Here is an 18,160-nt window from a genome sequence, read left to right on the forward strand (position 1 = left end):
GGTGGTACAGCACGAAAGTGGGGATGATCGACCTGAAAAAGAGGTCGATCATCATGGGTAAAGGGTGTTAAAAAGTGTTCACCATGTCTCCGAACACCTGTCTACCATGTCTCCGGACCGTACACCCCAAAGAGGAGAGGGGACCGATCGTGCTCGCATTTTTGTGGGGATTCCTCAGCCCCGGGGGAGAGGGAGAAAACCAGCCGTACCCCGGATAAGGCGAAGCCGCCATCCGGGGCAACCGTAATTTACCGGGCCTACATCTGCCCCATGACCGTCCGGTACAACATTGCGTCCAACGTCCTGACGTCGCCTTCCCGGCTCTCCGGTAACGCGGGGGGAATGGTTCCCCTTTCGATCTCGGCTGCGATAAACGCATGTAAACGTGGCAGACGCTGGCCGTATTCCGCTTCTCCTGCACGCTGCTTACGTGCCAGCAATTCAGCGATCTCCTGACGCAATGGCGCATCCAGCTCGCTTCCGGCCAGCAGTTCGGTAAAGCGCATTGGCGGCACACCTTTTCCCGCCTCTACCCAACGCACCGCCAGCAATGGGCGCAGCACATAAAAGTATTTCTTTAACCGCACCTCATCGCCCTGCAAATAGCTGTGAAAGTTTCGGCGGGCCATCGAGTAGTAATGCCAGCGCGCCCGCACGGCGGAAAACCATTTCGGCATCTCCGCCTTAAGCGCACAGACGGTAGCATCGTCTTGCTGATAGACCACCGGCGAATCCAGCCACTCGATCAGGGTCGGGTTTGCGCTTTTCAGTAAGCCTAAGGCTTTACGCCACTCCCAACCGCTCACGTCCAGTTCATCATCGATGGGCAGTTCGATCACGTCACGCGGCACCTCTACGCGCAGATACCACTCCGGCGGATGCACATATAAAAAACGCACATCATAGTCGCTGTCCGGCGAGGCAAAGCCCCAGCCACGGCTGCCGGATTCGCAGGCGTACAGCACTCTGACACCGTAACGCTGCTCCACCTCTTTTAATTGCTGCCGCACGCGTTCACGCATTGCGGCATCCACTCCGCTATAAGACATCTCATTTATCCTTTTACACAGACCACCTGACGCAAAGTGTGGACAATCTCCACCAGCGACGCCTGCGCCGCCATTACCGCGTCGATATCTTTATAAGCCATCGGGATTTCATCAATCACGTCGCTATCTTTACGACACTCAACGTGCGCAGTCGCCCGAATCTGGTCATCAACGGTAAAGCGCTTTTTCGCAGCCGTACGGCTCATCGTGCGCCCTGCGCCGTGGCTACAGGAGCAGAAACTCTCTTCATTTCCCAACCCACGCACGATAAAGCTTTTCGCCCCCATCGAACCGGGAATAATCCCCATCTGGCCCTTTTGCGCCGAGACAGCGCCTTTGCGCGTCACCAGCACCTCTTCGCCAAAATGGGTCTCTTTTTGCACGTAGTTATGGTGGCAATTCACCGCTTCCTGCTGGGTCATAAACGGTTTTGTCACGATGCGCGACAGCGCCGCCAGTACGCGCGACATCATCACTTCCCGGTTATGACGGGCAAAATCCTGCGCCCACGACACGGCTTCCATATAGTCGTCATAGTGTTTACTTCCCTCTTTGAAATAGGCCAGGTTTTTATCCGGCAGATTCGCAATATGCTGCTGCATATCCTGTTGGGCCAGCGTGATAAACAGCGTACCGATGGCGTTACCCACGCCGCGCGAACCGCTATGTAACATCACCCACACGCGCTGCTGCTCATCCAGGCAGATTTCAATAAAATGGTTACCCGTCCCCAGCGTTCCCAGGTGCTGATAATTATTGGTTTTCAATAACTGCGGATAATTATCCGTCAGACGTTTAAACCGCGCCGCCAGCATTGACCAGTGGTTATCCACTTCTTGCGGCGGCGTTTCCCATGCGCCTTTATCACGCCCGGAACGGGTACTGGTGCGTCCGTGCGGTACCGCCTGTTCGATTGCGCTGCGAAGCCCACTCAGGTTATCGGGCAGATCGCTTGCCACCAGCGAGGTACGTACAGCGATCATCCCACAACCAATATCCACGCCGACCGCCGCCGGAATAATGGCCCCTTTGGTTGGGATCACGCTGCCGATGGTAGAACCTTTACCGAGATGTACATCCGGCATCACCGCCAGATGCTGAAAAATAAACGGCATCTTCGCGGTGTTCTGCAACTGTTCACGCGCCTCTGGCTCGACCGGGACCCCGTGCGTCCACATTTTTATCGGCGCACTGTTCTGCGCCGTCAGCAGTTGAAATTCGTTATGCTGCATTTGATTATCCTTTAATACTCACCAGTCCATTCAGGACGTTATCGAGGCCACCGAATACCGAGATTTTATCGATACGTTCAGCCACTCTTTCCAGCGTTTCCAGCTCTTTTAAGCGCAGGGCTACCGGGTTGTTCTCCATCACCTTCGCGGTGTTCAGCAGTGAACGAGTCGCCGCCGTCTCCTCACGCCGACGAATCACATTCGCCTGCGCCGATTTTTCTGCTTCTATCAGTTTCGACAGAATCGTTTTCATATCGCCCGGTAGCACGATGTCACGCACGCCCAGCGAGGCGACATCCATACCAAAGGAAGCCATGCGGGTTTTCACCTGGGCGCTGACCACCTCATCGATGATCTGCTTATCTTCCAGCAGTTCGTCCAGCGTACGGGTCCCTACCGCTTCACGCAGGGCAAACTGCAATTCGCGATACAGGTGGTCCAGCGGTTTGGTTAACTGGCTGAACGCCTGTAATACATCGCTGTATTGCCAGTTCGCGCCCAGGTTGATGCGCAGGTTCACTTTGTCTTTGGTCAGAATTTCCTGGCCGGACACTTCCATCAGTTGCAAGCGCGTATCGACAACATCGGCATCAACCAGATGGTTCACTTTCCAGTAAGCGCTTAATCCCGGCGGCAACAGAGGTTGTGTTACGCCATCGATTTTTAATACACCGACGTGCCATGCCGCGACATTCACCGTCAGTATGGCATCCCGGCCTTTTACTGCTGCGCCGCTACGCGGCTGCAACACGGCATTCATGATGCTCTCAGGTACGCGCACATCCCGGGTATCCATCAACGCCACGCTCAGGCTACCGTCCTGCCAGAACAGGCGGCGTGACGCTGGAGGGATAATTTCCACCAGGATACCGTTACGGTAGAGCGCGGCTACATCATGCCCGGCGGTATCGACGGCCAGGCAGTACGCGTCGACCCATTCAGGTCTGAAGCGGCGCAAATAATTCGCCAGATCTTCCGCTACATCGCTGCCATTGAGCTCAACGATCGTGACCTCTTGCTTACCAAACCAGGAAAGACGGTGCTCGCCTGCCTCAAGAATATGTGTGTAATCGCCCGCTTTCACCAGCAGGCCCAATTGTCCCTTACGGATCGTGATTTTCTTATTCATTTGTCATCCTTACATTTTCACGTACCGGCGCGAATGCAGGATCGGAGCCGGAGGGAAACAGACCCTCACTGCCAGCCTGTTTTGCCTGCGACCCGGAGCCCTTATCGGCGCCGGTTCATTGCCATCGTTTACCACCCGACGGCGCGTTTACGAACACAACCAGTGTTCACCGGAAAGGTGAGTTGGGAATCGAACCCTCATGGTGTCTCTCTGCTGACAGAACGCCCCGCGGATAACGTCTTACCGTTCCGGGTGCGCTGGCGGGGCATAATCCCCTGCGTATTCAGCGTCGCGACGTATCAGGTATTGCCAGAAGTGTGCCAGGTACTAAGAAATGAAAAATAAAGAACATAATTTATTGATATTTAATGATTTTAAATTTTACATCCTTTGATCGCTTGCTGGTGACACCGCTCCTTTTTTATATTTAGTTATCGTTATTTATCTATAAGGATAAAAATGCAAAAGCGCAGAGTGGTGATTGGCGTACTGGGAACGGTGTTGGATAAACGCGGCAAGCGATCACATCGTTTTCGCAAATGGCGACCAACCGTTGGGTTATGCCAGCAGCCGGATTTTCCGGTTGATCGACTGGAGCTGCTCCACCAGCCGCGCGACGAAGGCATGGCTCAACAACTGGCGGAAGATATCGCGCTCCTTTCACCGCAAACCACTGTGCGCCCTCATACGGTGAATATTCGCGATCCCTGGGATTTTGAAGAGGTGTACGCCGCGTTTCTGGATTTCGCCAGCCACTACGATTTCGATACGGAAAATGAAGAGTATCTGGTGCATATCACCACCGGCACGCACGTGGCACAGATCTGCTGGTTTTTGCTGACGGAGGCCCGCTACCTGCCAGCCAGCCTGCTGCAAACCAGCCCGGCACCAAAAGGGGCTTCTGAGGAGGATGTTGCCGCCGGCGTTTACTCGGTTATCGATCTCGATTTAAGCCGCTATGCGACCTTAACCAGCCGCTTTCAACGCGAACAACAACAGTCGGTCTCGCTGCTTAAAGCCGGTATCGATACGCGCAACACAACGTTTAATAAGCTCATCGATCAAATTGAACGGGTAGCCTTGCGCTCAACGGCCCCCATTCTTCTCACCGGGCCTACCGGCGCCGGTAAATCCTTTCTGGCAAAACGTATTTATCAGTTGCGCCAGTCGCGCCACCGCGTCGCGGGTAAACTTGTCGCCGTTAACTGCGCCACCCTGCGCGGCGATAACGCCATGTCGACCTTGTTTGGGCATGTCAAAGGGGCCTTTACCGGCGCGCTAACGCCGCGAATGGGGCTGCTGCGCGAAGCCGATGGCGGTGTGCTGTTTCTGGATGAAATCGCTGAACTGGGTATGGATGAGCAGGCCATGCTGCTGAAAGCCATTGAAGAAAAAACGTTCTTCCCCTTTGGCTCAGATAAAGAGGTTCACAGTGATTTCCAGCTTATCGCCGGAACGCACCGCGATATGCGCCAGTGGGTGATGGAAGGAAAATTCCGTGAAGATCTTTACGCGCGTATCAATATGTGGACTTTTGCTCTGCCGGGGCTTGCAGAACGGCGGGAAGATATCGCGCCGAATATTGAATTCGAACTCCAGCGCTTTAGCAGCGAAGCCCAGACGCACATCCGTTTCGACAAAGACGCACGCGAACGTTATCTGGCATTTGCCTGTTCCGGGCAGGCGCAGTGGCGCGGCAACTTTCGTGAACTGAGTTCCTCGATTGCCCGTATGGCGACGCTGGCCGAGCAGGGGCGCATTACCCTTTCTATAGCCGACGAAGAAATCGGCCGTTTGCAGCACGCCTGGCAGACGCCTTCCGCACTTCCCCCTTTAGCAGAGGAGATCGATCTGTTTGATCAACGCCAGTTAGAAACCGTACTGGAGGTTTGTCGTCGCCACCACTCTCTTTCCGACGCCGGGCGCGAGTTGTTTGCCGTTTCGCGCCTGAAAAAAGCCAGGCCGAATGATGCTGACCGTCTGCGTAAATACCTCGCTCGCTTCGGTCTGAACTGGGAAAACGTCCGCCGGGCGACATGAATCCTCTTCACCTTAATTTGTTTGAATAAAATTTCCTCACGCGATAAACAATACCTATGGCCGGGCTCGAACCCGGCCTTTTTATAACGAAACACAACACAACGCGTTAAAGGAAAACACTATGCTCGCTGTACTCACCCGGCTGTTCCCGTTATGGGCGCTGCTGCTCTCTGTTATTGCCTGGTACACCCCCTCAACCTTTACCCCTGTAGGCCCGTGGGTTACTACGCTGCTGATGCTGATTATGTTCGGCATGGGCGTGCACCTGAAAATTGACGATTTCAAACGCGTGCTTTCCCGCCCGGCGCCGGTGGCGGCAGGTATTTTTCTGCACTATCTGGTGATGCCGCTGGCCGCCTGGCTGCTGGCGATGCTATTCAAGATGCCGCCGGATCTCTCTGCCGGGATGGTACTGGTGGGTAGCGTAGCCAGCGGTACGGCATCCAACGTCATGATCTATCTGGCGAAGGGCGACGTAGCGCTCTCGGTGACGATATCGTCCGTCTCAACGCTGGTTGGCGTGGTGGCGACACCGCTGCTGACGCGTCTGTACGTTGATGCCCACATTCAGGTAGATGTCATGGGCATGCTGCTGAGCATTCTGCAGATTGTGGTGATTCCCATTGGCCTCGGTTTAGTGGTGCACCATCTCTTCCCACGCGTGGTGAAAGCCGTGGAGCCGTATCTTCCCGCGTTTTCGATGGTCTGTATTCTGGCGATCATCAGCGCCGTGGTGGCGGGTTCCGCCTCGTATATTGCTTCAGTGGGCATAGTGGTTATCGTCGCGGTGATTTTGCACAACAGTATCGGTCTGCTGGGTGGCTATTGGGGTGGCCTCTGTTCGGTTTTGACGAATCCACCTGTCGCACACTGGCCATCGAAGTGGGAATGCAGAACTCTGGCCTGGCTGCCGCACTCGGTAAGATCTACTTCTCGCCGCTGGCCGCCCTGCCAGGCGCGCTGTTCTCAGTCTGGCACAACCTCTCCGGTTCGCTGCTGGCTGGTTACTGGTCCGGTAAGCCTATTTCAGATAAACCACGCGAAACAGTAAAAGAGAGCTGATAAGCCGTAGCCCGGTCGGCATGCGCCAGCTCCGGGTTTCCCCGGCGGCGCTTCGCCTGCCGGGGCTACGCGTCAGTGCGATAGATGTTGTAACAAATGACAATTTACTGTGAGCCCCCACGCCTATGCCGTACACTGGTTCAACTTCCTGACCGAGGGCACCCACATGGCACTCCCCCGCATTACCCAAAAAGAGATGACCGAGCGCGAGCAGCGTGAACTGAAAACCTTGCTTGACCGCGCGCGCATTGCGCACGGGCGTGTATTGACCAACGCTGAAACTAACAGCATCAAAAAAGAGTACATCGATAAATTGATGGTTGAGCGTGAAGCCGAGGCAAAAAAAGCCCGCCAGATAAAGAAAAAGCAGGCTTACAAACCAGATGAAGCGGCCACCTTTTCCTGGTCGGCCAGTACGTCGACGCGCGGCAGGCGTTAACGCCCCTTCTTCTTGCGCCCCGGCTGGGTAAAGCGTTTACGCGAAGCCAGTTCCGCCGGGGTTTTCGCCATATTTTTCGCCCCACTGGCGGCGGGTTTCTTCGCGGTGGTCGTCGCCGTTTTCGGTTTACTCTTTGCCTTTGGCTTCGCTTCGGACGATGAATTCTCGATAAGCTTAAACAGGGCAATCAGCTCATCATCGGTCAGATCGCGCCACTCCCCGAGCGGCAGGCCAGCCAGCCCCACATTCATAATCCGGGTACGCTCAAGCTTCGTGACTTCATAGCCAAAATGTTCACACATGCGGCGAATCTGGCGATTCAGCCCCTGAATCAGGGTGATACGAAAAACAAACGGCGCCTCTTTTTTGACTTTGCATTTTTTCGTCACGGTTCCCAGAATCGGTACGCCTGCACCCATGCCACGAATAAACTCATCGGTCACGGGTTTGTCCACCGTCACCAGATACTCTTTTTCGTGGTCATTGCCGGCACGCAAAATCTTGTTCACCAGGTCGCCGTGGTTGGTGAGGAAAATCAACCCCTGGGAATCTTTGTCGAGACGACCAATGGGGAAAACGCGTTTGCTGTGGTTAACAAAATCAACAATGTTGTCTTTTTCACTGTCTTCCGTGGTACTGACAATGCCCACAGGTTTGTTTAACGCGATAAAGACCAGATCTTCGGCCTCTCGCGGCTCAATCAACTGACCGTTTACCTTTACGACGTCGCCAGGCTTAACCTGATCGCCAATGGTGGCACGTTTACCGTTGAGGAAAACATTGCCTTGTTCTATGTAGCGATCGGCTTCGCGGCGCGAGCAAATTCCGCTTTCGCTGATGTATTTATTTAATCGGGTTGATGAGTCTGGCAGCATAAATTCTCCTGTAAAAGCGCAATATATCTTATCAGAAGGTTAAGGAAATCTGCGCTTTCTCGCATCCCGGTGCTGCTGGATAACGAATCTATCCATACGGTCAGGCGTTTTATGCCAGCGAAGCGTGGCGCGGATAAATTCATTGTCTTGTGGGCAACCACGCAACCGCTGACGTTAATACTCATCCCTTTCATCATCTTCATCCGGCTGCTCCAGCACGCTGTAAGCCACCGAACAGAACAGCGAGTTAAGGCGTTTCATATCGCCCAACAGCCCCAGATGTAGCGAACTGGTCTCTATACTCTGCACGTTCTGCTGATGCAACCTGTCAACATGGGCATGGGAGTAGCGACGGTTGAGGATACGAAAGCGATGTTTGCTGCGACGCAGGCGGCGTGCGCTGGTGACATCGGCAGAGAAAAAGACCGACATCGCCAGTTTCAAATTGCTGACCAACTGTTCGTGTAACGTATCAAGCTCTTTCAGCCCTTCACCGGAAAAAGCCCACCGCGCCGCCAGTGATTTATCGGCGATTTCACTGCCCATGCGCTCCACAATGTCAGAGGCCTGCTCAAGGTTAAGAGACATCTCGATAATCTCAGCCCAGCGCCGTGACTCCTCTTCCGCCAGTTCTTCTTTTGGCATACGTGCGAGGTAGAGTTTGATGGCGGTATACAGCACATTAATGTCATCGGCGAGCTTACGCAGGTCTTTTTCTTCCCTCGGCGCACCGTGCATCACTTTATGCAACCCTTCGAGCATCAGCTCCATCGCGTCGCCCATCCGTAATGTTTCGCGGGCCGCGTTCGCCAGAGCAAGCGTTGGCGTATCCAGCGCTGAACTGTCGAGATGTTTTGGTTTGAGACGCGCATCCAGCTCTGGCTCATCGCGAATCAAACGTTCACAGAAGGTCGCCATCACGCCCACAAAAGGCACCATTGCCAGGCAGCGAATCAGGTTGTAGAAGACGTGGAAGTAGATGACCAGCTCCGCTTTCGGCAGCGGCAGCTTGCCCATCACATCGGCCAGTAAGTGCACAAAGGGCAGGATCACCAGGCTCCCCACCAGCTTAAACAGCAAGCTGCCCAGCGCCACGCGGCGTGCTGCGGCGTTGGCGGCACTGTTGTTAAGCATCGCCAACAGGCCGGAACCAAGGTTGGCGCCAATCACCAGGCAGAGCGCCACCGGAAAGGAGATGATCCCCGCCGTGGTCAGCGTGGCGGTCAGTAACACGGCCGCCAGACTGGAATAGCTGATGATAGCGAACACCGCGCCAATCAGCGCATCCAGCATGATATCGCCCGTCAGCGACGCGAAGATCACCTGCACGCCATCGGCCTGGGTAATAGGAGTTACCGCCTGAACAATCAGCTCAAGCGCCAGTAAAATCAGCCCAAGGCCAATGCTGACACGCCCCAGTTGGCCTTCGCGTGTTTGTTTACGCCCCAGGAAGAAAATCACGCCGATAAAGATCAGCAATGGTGATAACCACGAGAGATCGAAGGTGAGAACACGCGCCATCAGCGCGGTCCCCACGTCGGCTCCCAGCACGATCACCAGCGCTGGCGCGAGCGCCACGAGGTCCTGGGCAACAAACGACGTCACCAGCATGGTGGTGGCGTTACTGCTTTGCACCAGTGCGGTCACGCCAATCCCTGCGCTAAAAGCGAGAGACTTCTTTTCAATACTGCGACTCAGTACCGTGCGCAGTCGCGCGCCGAAAACGCGCATCACACCGGTACGTACGATATGCGTGCCCCATACTAACAGGGCAACAGAAGAGAGTAAGTGAAGCAAAATTAACACGTATTCTGGTTCTCCTTATCGTTGTCGATTCCTTTCGGTTTCTCCTCGACCCGGTTTTACCCTGCGTGTCGGGGGAAAACTCTGTCAAACAGGTCAGAGCAAGGCTCATTGAATCTAAGTATAAAGTCTTACGCGCCATAAAGAGACAGACGAACTCAACATTACGTTAACATTCCCCGTCTTCTCAGCCACAGCAGCGAACCGACCTTGAACGTTTCGGAAAGGACAAATAAAAAAAGACCAACGAAGACGTTATCGATTCGCATAACCTGCAGGAGCAACGGAAAAAGTGCGACCGAGCAGGTGAGCGATAAAATACGCATCACTTCCTGCAACCCAATGAGCAGGAAACGTATTTTCTTTTTCACGAGAAAGGCGTATGCCGAAAAACAGAGCGATAACAATAACCCTGAATGGATAAAAAAGAGGGATTGCAGAAAAATACGGTCAGCACTCCGGACTTCCATTAACGCTAGCTGAGCGTAAAAAAGCTGGATATCGGACCAGATCGGTACGTGACCCATCTTTAGGGAATAGAAAAGGTAGCTCCCGATAGCCAGCAGATCCATCGCGCCCCAGAATGTAAATATTTTATCTTTGTAACTCATGCCATTACCGCTTCCCTGTTATGCATAACGCTTTTTATCAGTATAAAGGCAAAGACGTAATAAAGAGATAAAGAAAACGGAGTAAACTGCATTATCCATCCAGGATGGAATAATAAAATGGACAACTGCGGTAACTTTCTTATTCAGCGGCTTGTCTTTAATTATCGTTTCTTCTGTAGAAACTTTGTTAAAGAAAAAACAATGTTGTTACTCTCGCAAAAGAGAAATTATCCGCTTTATTTATAATTTAATATGCTAAATAATCTGCCATGATTTATTACGCAGTAGGGGAATTAAGATGCGTTTCAGTACTATGTCCGACAGTGAAATTATTTCTGAATTGTGCCGCAGAATTAAAGAAACGCGTATGCAGCTCGGGCTATCGCAGATTGAGCTGGCCGAGCGTGCACAAGTCGGCGCTGCAACCATCAAACGCGTTGAATTAGGCGAGTCCGTTACCCTGAGTACTCTGATTGGTATTCTGCGCGGTCTGGATCGTCTGCATCAACTGGAGTCGGTGTTATTCGATTCGCACATTCGCACCTTTAACGCGCAAATCAATGCCGCGACCCCTTCCCGCATCCGTATCCGGAAAAAAGCGCATCAGCCAAAAGAAAAATTTGCCGCCGCTGCGCAGACCAATGAAGCGAACGCCACCATTAACGAATGGTATACCTCATCGGCATCTCACAGTGTGGTGTGGTCTTTCCTGCCGCCTGACACAGAGAAAAAAGGTTAGCCCGGATGGCGCTGACGCTTATCCGGGCTATCAACTATAGCCCCGGTTAGCACAGCGCCACCGGGGAGAGAAAGAACTCAGGATTCACATACCGCGACTTTAATCGCCAAACCGCCTCGTGCGGTTTCACGGTATTTGGCGTTCATGTCTTTGCCCGTCTCAAACATGGTTTCGATGACTTTATCCAGTGAGACTTTCGGATCGCTGGTGCGGTACATCGCCATGCTGGCCGAGTTAATCGCCTTCACGGCCGCAATCGCGTTACGCTCAATGCACGGCACCTGGACCTGACCGGCCACCGGATCGCAGGTCAGCCCAAGGTTATGCTCCATGCCGATTTCCGCCGCGATGCACACTTTCTCCGGGCTACCACCCAGCAGTTCCGCCAGCCCGGCAGAGGCCATAGAACAGGCGACCCCCACTTCACCCTGGCAGCCGACTTCTGCCCCGGAAATTGACGCATTCATCTTATACAGAATGCCAATCGCGCCCGCCGTCAGGTAGTAGCGCATATAGATTTCCGGCGTCACCGCTTTGATAAAGCGATCGTAATAGGCCAGTACTGCCGGGATGATACCGCAGGCACCGTTGGTCGGCGCGGTAACCACTCGCCCGCCCGCCGCGTTCTCTTCGCCGACGGCCATGGCGAACATATTGACCCAGTCCATTGCGCTTAACGGCGTAATGGACTGGCTTTGCGGCGCCAGTACGCGATGCAGTGCAGAGGCACGACGCGGTACTTTCAGCGGGCCAGGCAAAATGCCTTCCGTGTTCATACCACGGTTGATGGCGTTTCTCATGGTCTCCCAGATTTTCGCCATATTTTGTTCAACGTTCTCCCTGCCGTGGCGGGCGATTTCATTTTTCATCATCACCGCAGAGATCGACAGGCAGTTGTCGTGGCAATGTGCCAGCAGGTTGCGGGCAGAATAGAACGGGAACGGAATATCGACATCCGCGTCCTGATTCTTACCAAAGTTTTCTTCCGTGACGATAAAACCGCCACCGATCGAATAATAGGTCTGGAAGTGGGCAATTTTGCCATCGCAAAACGCCGTAATGCTCATGCCGTTTTCATGCAGCGGCAGAAACTCATTGTGAAAACGCATGCATTCCGCCACCGGGAACTCAATTTCCCGCTGACCTTCTTCAATAAACAGACGATGCATGGTGTTTACATCGCGAATAATTCCGGGAATGGCATCGATATCGACGGTATCCGGTAAATACCCGGACAACCCAAGAATGATCGCGATATCGGTGTGGTGGCCTTTACCTGTTAATGACAGGGAACCGTACACATCCACCACCAGACGAGTCACTTTATGCAGCAGGCCTTTTTCCTGCAGGGTATCAACAAAATGTTTTCCTGCTTTCATCGGCCCAACAGTGTGTGAGCTGGACGGCCCGATGCTGATTTTGAAAATATCGAAAACGCTAATCATGTGGCACCCATGCGGTTACAAAGCAAAACGGATGCGCCGCCTCTAACAGACGGCGCTGAAAACTTAGCTGAACAGAGAGAAGAAGATGGCGGAGATGGCAATCAGACCCATCAGCACTACAAACACATTGCTGATGTGACCGCTGTACTTGCGCATAGCCGGTACTTTGTTGATGGCATACATTGGCATCAGGAACAGAATCATCGCGATAACCGGGCCACCCAGCGTTTCAATCATGCCCAGAATGCTCGGGTTCAGGGTCGCAACAATCCAGGTCGTCACCAGCATAAACAGCGCGGTGATTTTGTTCAGTTTGTTGGTTTCGATGGATTTGCCTTTGCCGCGCAGAGATTTAATCACCATGCCGTTGAAACCTTCACGCGCACCGAGGTAGTGGCCGAGGAAAGATTTGGTAATGGCGATCATGGCGATAATCGGCGCCATCCAGGCAATCACCGGCGCGTTAAAGTGGTTCGCCAGATAGGAGAGAATAGAGATGTTTTGTGCTTTCGCTTCCGCCAGGTTTTCCGGGGAGAGGCTCAGTACACAACTGAACACAAAGAACATCACGGTCAGCACCATCATGATATGTGCAAAGCCCAGAATACGGGAACATTTGCGCTCGGCATCCTGGCCGTACTCTTCACGTTTAGCGACCGCGAAAGAGGAGATAATCGGCGAGTGGTTGAATGAGAAAACCATTACCGGAATAGCCAGCCATAGCGTCATCCACAGACCGTGACCACCTGGCGCAGCGCTGCTCAGGGAAAGTGTATCGAGGACCGCACCGTTCCATTGCGGGATCAAATACAGCGCCAGCATCATCAGCGCGGCAACGAACGGGAACACCAGCACGCTCATCGCTTTAACAATCATTTTTTCGCCAAAACGGACAATCCCCATCATGCCGATAATCAGAATCAGCGACAAAATGGCGCGCGGCGGAGACACCAGACCAAGCTGGTGAGTAATAAAGCTGTCGACCGTGTTAGTAATTGCAACACTATACACCAGCAGAATTGGATAAATAGCGAAGAAATAAAGCAGCGTAATGAGTTTACCGGCGCCGATACCAAAATGTTCTTCAACCACTTCAGTAATATCTTCACCCGGATTTTTACCCGACAGAACGAAACGGGTTAAGCCACGGTGGGCGAAAAAGGTCATCGGGAATGCGAGAATTGCCATGATGATTAACGGAATTAAACCACCAACCCCGGCGTTAATCGGCAGGAAAAGGACCCCTGCGCCAATCGCAGTACCGTACAGGCCCAGCATCCAGACGGTATCACTTTTTCTCCAGCCGCTGCTTTCGCGAGCGACGAGGGTATTTTGAACGGTTTCCATAATATGGCCTCAGTAATATAGATTAGAGCCAATTTTATTTGACTCTGATTCAGGTAATAAAAGCGCTGTGTTTATTTGGCTATTTTATTAAATGCAACTATGCTGAGTTACTAACAGCGATCACATAACCTGATTTATTGAGGGACTTTTAAAGTATCAAAAATAACACCGGGCTTTTAATATATTTTTAAGGTATCATTTTTAATACGTTATTAATTACGGCGCGGATTAACACTTTATATAGTTATATATACTAAGGCTGCTAATGACAATTATAATTGTCATACGATTAATAAAAATATTTACCCTGCTGTTATCTAAAGATACTGAGTAATGAAAAACGGACCTGCAGGATAGTTCCGTGAATGAAAGAGCGTTCAGAATCAGGCCCGGTTGGTGCCATCGGCGCAGAGCGTTTGAACGCGGACAGCGCGCAAAAACCGGAACGTACACTGAGTACGTGAGGATTTTGAGCACTGCCCAGGTTCAAACAGGCAAGCAAGATAGCCTAATTCGCCTGATGTTTAGTCCGCGTCATAGCCCAGATTCGGTGCCAGCCAGCGTTCCACTTCCGCCACGCTCATGCCCTTACGCAATGCGTAGTCCGCCACCTGGTCGCGCTGAATCTGCGCCACGGCGAAATACTTGCTGTCAGGGTGGCTAAAGTACCAGCCGGAGACCGAGGCGCCCGGCCACATGGCGAAGGACTCCGTCAGTTTCATACCGGTGTGGGTTTCCACATCCAGTAGCTGCCAGATCGTGCCTTTTTCCGTATGCTCCGGGCAGGCCGGATAGCCCGGCGCCGGGCGGATCCCCTGATAATTTTCGCGGATCAGCTCTTCGTTACTGAGGTTCTCGTTGGCCGCATAGCCCCAATAAACCTTACGTACGCGCTCATGCAGATATTCGGCGAAGGCTTCCGCCAGACGGTCTGCCACAGCTTTTATCATGATTTTGTTGTAATCATCATGCTGCGCGTCGTACGCCTCTGCCAGCGCGTCTTCCTCAAGACCACCGGTAACGGCAAACGCGCCGATGTAATCTTCTTTGCCACTCAACTTCGGCGCGACAAAATCGGCCAGACAGTAGTTAGCGAAACCCACTTTCTCGGTCTGCTGACGCAGATGACGGCTGACCGCGAGCACCTGAGTGCGGGTTTCATCGCGATAGATCTCAACATCGTCGCCGACGCGGTTCGCCGGGAACAAGCCCACCACACCTCGTGGGTTCAGGCTCTTCTCACGGCTTAACATATCCAGCATATCGTTGGCGTCCTGGAACAGGCGCTTAGCCTCTTCCCCGACGATTTCATCTTCGAGAATGCGCGGATACTTGCCAGCCAGCGACCAGGTCATAAAGAACGGCGTCCAGTCGATGTAGTTACGCAGGGTTTCGATGCTGGCTTCCACTTCCTGCACGCCCAGGCGATGGGCCACCGGCGGGGTGTAGCTCTCCCAGTCGAAGGCCAGATCGTTTTCACGGGCGGCCTCCAGCGTCACGGGTGGCGTACGTGGCTTCTTACGGCCATGCTGAATACGCACGGTTTCGTACTCTTTACGTGTGCGGGCCACAAACTCATCGCGCTGGGTATCAGACAGCAGCGAGGCCACCACACCTACGGTGCGCGAGGCGTTTTGCACATAGACCGTCGGGCCGCTGTAGTTCTGCTCGATTTTCACCGCCGTATGCGCTTTTGAGGTGGTCGCGCCGCCAATCAGCAACGGGATCGTGAAGCCCTGGCGCTCCATCTCCTTCGCCACGTTCACCATTTCATCCAGCGACGGGGTGATAAGGCCAGACAGGCCAATCAGGTCGGCGTTCACTTCACGGGCAGTTTTGAGAATTTTGTCCGTCGGCACCATCACGCCGAGATCGACGATTTCGTAGTTGTTACACTGCAATACCACGCCGACAATATTTTTGCCGATGTCGTGGACGTCGCCTTTCACGGTGGCGATGACCATTTTGCCGTTGCTGGAGCCTTTCTCTTTGCTGGCTTCGATAAACGGCTCAAGGTAGGCCACCGCCTGTTTCATCACACGGGCGGATTTCACCACCTGCGGCAGGAACATTTTGCCTTCGCCGAACAGGTCGCCGACCACGTTCATGCCATCCATCAGCGGCCCTTCAATCACCTCAATAGGGCGAGCAGCCTGCTGGCGGGCCTCTTCGGTGTCCTGTTCGATAAACTCGGTAATACCTTTAACCAGCGAATATTCCAGACGCTTTTTCACGTCCCAGCTCCGCCATTCCGCCTGCTGGGCGTTGGCGGTATCGTCGGTTTTGCTGCCACGGTATTTTTCTGCCAGATCCAGCAAGCGTTCTGTACTGTCATCGCGGCGGTTCAGGATCACATCTTCCACCGCATCACGCAGTTCTGCCGGCAGGTCGTCGTAAATCGCCAGTTGCCCGGCGTTGACGATCCCCATATCCATGCCATTACGGATAGCGTAATAGAGGAAGACCGCATGGATCGCCTCACGTACCGGGTCATTACCGCGAAACGAAAACGAGACGTTGGAGACGCCGCCGGAGATCAGCGCATGGGGCAGTTCGCGTTTGATGTCTTCGCAGGCGCCGATAAAGTCCTGCGCATAGTTATTGTGCTCTTCGATCCCGGTGGCGACCGCAAAGATATTCGGGTCGAAAATAATGTCTTCCGGCGGGAAGCCCACTTCGTTGGTCAGGATGTTGTACGCCCGGCGGCAAATTTCGATTTTGCGCTCGCGGGTATCCGCCTGCCCCACTTCATCAAAGGCCATCACCACCACGGCGGCACCGTAACGGCGTACCTTTTTCGCATGATGGATAAACGCGTCAACGCCCTCTTTCATTGAGATGGAGTTAACGATGCCTTTACCCTGAATGCATTTCAGCCCTTTCTCGATCACCTCCCATTTTGAGGAGTCGATCATAATCGGTACGCGGGCGATGTCCGGTTCACCGGCAATCAGGTTGAGGAAACGCACCATCGCCGCTTCGGCGTCGAGCATCCCCTCATCCATATTGATATCGATGATTTGCGCGCCGCTTTCCACCTGCTGACGCGCCACGTCCAGCGCTTCGTTGTATTTCTCTTCTTTGATCAGGCGTTTGAATTTCGCCGAACCGGTGACGTTGGTGCGTTCACCCACGTTCACAAACAGGCTGTCATCGCCAATATTCAGCGGCTCCAGGCCCGCCAGACGGCAGGCGACGGGAATGTCCGGCAGCTTGCGCGGTGGCAGACCGGCGACGGCATCGCTCATCGCTTTAATGTGTTCCGGCGTGGTGCCGCAACACCCGCCGACCACGTTCAGGAAGCCGGACTCTGCCCATTCGCGAATTTGTGCCGCCATGGTGTCAGCGTCGAGATCGTATTCGCCAAAGGCGTTTGGCAACCCGGCGTTCGGGTGCGCGGTCACGTAGCATTCGGCAATGCGCGAGAGTTCCTGCACATACTGGCGCAGTTCGTCTGGTCCCAGTGCGCAGTTCAGGCCGAAGGTGAGCGCATCGGCGTGGCGCAATGAGTTATAGAAGGCTTCTGTAGTTTGCCCGGAAAGCGTACGCCCGGAAGCATCGGTAATGGTGCCAGAAATCATGATCGGTAGATCGACGCCCAGCGCCTCCAGCTCTTCTTTCACCGCGAAAATGGCGGCTTTGGCGTTCAGGGTGTCGAACACCGTTTCGATCAGGATCAGGTCGCTACCCCCTTCCACCAGCGCTTTGGTCGACTCGCGATAGGCGGTCACCAGTTGGTCGAAAGTGATATTACGAAACGCGGGATCGTTAACGTCCGGCGAGATAGAGGCTGTCCGGTTGGTTGGGCCAAGAACACCGGCAACATAACGCGGTTTGTCCGGCGTGCGGGCAGTCCATTCATCGGCACAGGCACGGGCGAGTTTGGCCGCCGCAAAGTTGATCTCCGCCGACAGGGATTCCATCTGGTAATCCGCCATCGCGATAGTGGTGGAGTTAAAGGTGTTGGTCTCAATGATATCCGCACCCGCTTCAAAATAGGCGGAATGGATAGCGGCAATCACCTCTGGCTTTGTAATCACCAGCAGATCATTGTTACCCTTGAGGTCGCAGGGCCAGTCGGCGAATCGCTCGCCGCGGAAATCCTGCTCACTGAGACGCTGATTCTGGATCATGGTGCCCATGCCCCCGTCCAGAACCAAAATTCGTTCTTTTAACTGCTGCTGCAGTTGCTCAACTTTGCTGCTCACACGTGCTCCCGACAACGCTCAACCAGGCCAAAAGGCCAGCAGGACATACTGGCACAAACTGACAGAGCGGAAAAGGCACACAGGGGGAACATGAGAGATGTTCATTTGAACTCATCCGATCAGTCCGCGTCAGAGTTGCATTATAATTAAATAAAACGAAAATGATTTCCACGATACAGAA

General features: G+C 53.6%; 12 protein-coding genes and 1 pseudogene. 4 read left to right on the plus strand and 9 right to left on the minus strand.

Annotation, left to right across the window (positions count from 1 at the left end):
- Positions 1 to 257: 257 nt before the first annotated feature.
- Genes ABU190_RS26670 through ABU190_RS26680 form a run of 3 tightly spaced genes read right to left on the minus strand, consistent with a single transcriptional unit; the run spans position 258 to position 3,410 of the window.
- Positions 258 to 1,049 (minus strand): nucleotidyltransferase domain-containing protein, encoded by a 792-nt coding sequence (locus ABU190_RS26670; RefSeq protein WP_354692855.1) that lies wholly within the window; start codon positions 1,047 to 1,049, stop codon positions 258 to 260.
- Between the two features lie 5 nt (positions 1,050 to 1,054).
- Positions 1,055 to 2,281 carry an RtcB family protein gene (locus ABU190_RS26675; protein WP_071194371.1) on the minus strand — a complete coding sequence of 409 codons (1,227 nt, stop codon included), beginning with the start codon at positions 2,279 to 2,281 and terminating at the stop codon, positions 1,055 to 1,057.
- A gap of 4 nt (positions 2,282 to 2,285) precedes the next feature.
- A complete protein-coding gene (locus ABU190_RS26680; protein WP_354692856.1) occupies positions 2,286 to 3,410 on the minus strand; it encodes a slipin family protein in 1,125 nt (374 codons plus the stop codon).
- A 459-nt stretch (positions 3,411 to 3,869) separates the two neighbouring features.
- On the opposite strand from ABU190_RS26680, the gene rtcR reads away from it, so the two are divergent.
- The 3 genes and pseudogenes from rtcR to ABU190_RS26695 all read left to right on the plus strand — a co-directional run bounded on the left by rtcR (position 3,870) and on the right by ABU190_RS26695 (position 6,951).
- Entirely contained in the window at positions 3,870 to 5,450 is a 1,581-nt protein-coding gene (gene rtcR, locus ABU190_RS26685; protein WP_354692857.1) for an RNA repair transcriptional activator RtcR, read from the plus strand.
- Between the two features lie 121 nt (positions 5,451 to 5,571).
- Positions 5,572 to 6,512: pseudogene (gene panS / locus ABU190_RS26690) on the plus strand (ketopantoate/pantoate/pantothenate transporter PanS).
- 166 nt (positions 6,513 to 6,678) lie between these two features.
- Positions 6,679 to 6,951 carry a DUF3811 domain-containing protein gene (locus ABU190_RS26695; protein ID WP_071194375.1) on the plus strand — a complete coding sequence of 91 codons (273 nt, stop codon included), beginning with the start codon at positions 6,679 to 6,681 and terminating at the stop codon, positions 6,949 to 6,951.
- Here ABU190_RS26695 and rluF read toward each other — a convergent pair.
- The 3 genes from rluF to ABU190_RS26710 all read right to left on the minus strand — a co-directional run bounded on the left by rluF (position 6,948) and on the right by ABU190_RS26710 (position 10,240).
- The gene (gene rluF / locus ABU190_RS26700) at positions 6,948 to 7,826 is read right to left on the minus strand and encodes a 23S rRNA pseudouridine(2604) synthase RluF (protein WP_039076775.1); all 879 of its coding nucleotides are present in this window, start codon (positions 7,824 to 7,826) and stop codon (positions 6,948 to 6,950) included. The two genes, ABU190_RS26695 and rluF, sit on opposite strands and share 4 nt — an antisense overlap.
- Positions 7,827 to 8,000: 174 nt before the next feature.
- Entirely contained in the window at positions 8,001 to 9,632 is a 1,632-nt protein-coding gene (locus ABU190_RS26705) for a Na/Pi cotransporter family protein (protein WP_354692858.1), read from the minus strand.
- A 161-nt stretch (positions 9,633 to 9,793) separates the two neighbouring features.
- On the minus strand, positions 9,794 to 10,240 hold the full coding sequence (locus tag ABU190_RS26710; RefSeq protein WP_354692859.1) for a hypothetical protein: 447 nt from the start codon (positions 10,238 to 10,240) through the stop codon (positions 9,794 to 9,796).
- Positions 10,241 to 10,538: 298 nt separating this feature from the next.
- Between ABU190_RS26710 and ABU190_RS26715 the strand changes: the two genes are divergently transcribed.
- Positions 10,539 to 10,979, plus strand: coding sequence for a helix-turn-helix transcriptional regulator (locus ABU190_RS26715; protein WP_071194377.1), 441 nt, complete (start codon positions 10,539 to 10,541; stop codon positions 10,977 to 10,979).
- A gap of 77 nt (positions 10,980 to 11,056) precedes the next feature.
- Here the strand turns inward: ABU190_RS26715 and ABU190_RS26720 are convergent, their stop codons facing one another.
- The 3 genes from ABU190_RS26720 to metH form a co-directional block, all read right to left on the minus strand.
- Positions 11,057 to 12,424, minus strand: coding sequence for an L-serine ammonia-lyase (locus ABU190_RS26720; protein ID WP_354692860.1), 1,368 nt, complete (start codon positions 12,422 to 12,424; stop codon positions 11,057 to 11,059).
- Between the two features lie 63 nt (positions 12,425 to 12,487).
- Entirely contained in the window at positions 12,488 to 13,771 is a 1,284-nt protein-coding gene (locus ABU190_RS26725; protein ID WP_354692861.1) for an HAAAP family serine/threonine permease, read from the minus strand.
- Positions 13,772 to 14,295: 524 nt separating this feature from the next.
- Complete coding sequence (gene metH, locus ABU190_RS26730; RefSeq protein WP_193794876.1) at positions 14,296 to 17,979, minus strand: methionine synthase; 3,684 nt, start codon at positions 17,977 to 17,979, stop codon at positions 14,296 to 14,298.
- Between the last annotated feature and the right edge of the window lie 181 nt (positions 17,980 to 18,160).

The organism is Phytobacter sp. RSE-02, from assembly GCF_040578655.1.
Taxonomy (GTDB): Bacteria; Pseudomonadota; Gammaproteobacteria; order Enterobacterales; family Enterobacteriaceae; genus Phytobacter; species Phytobacter diazotrophicus.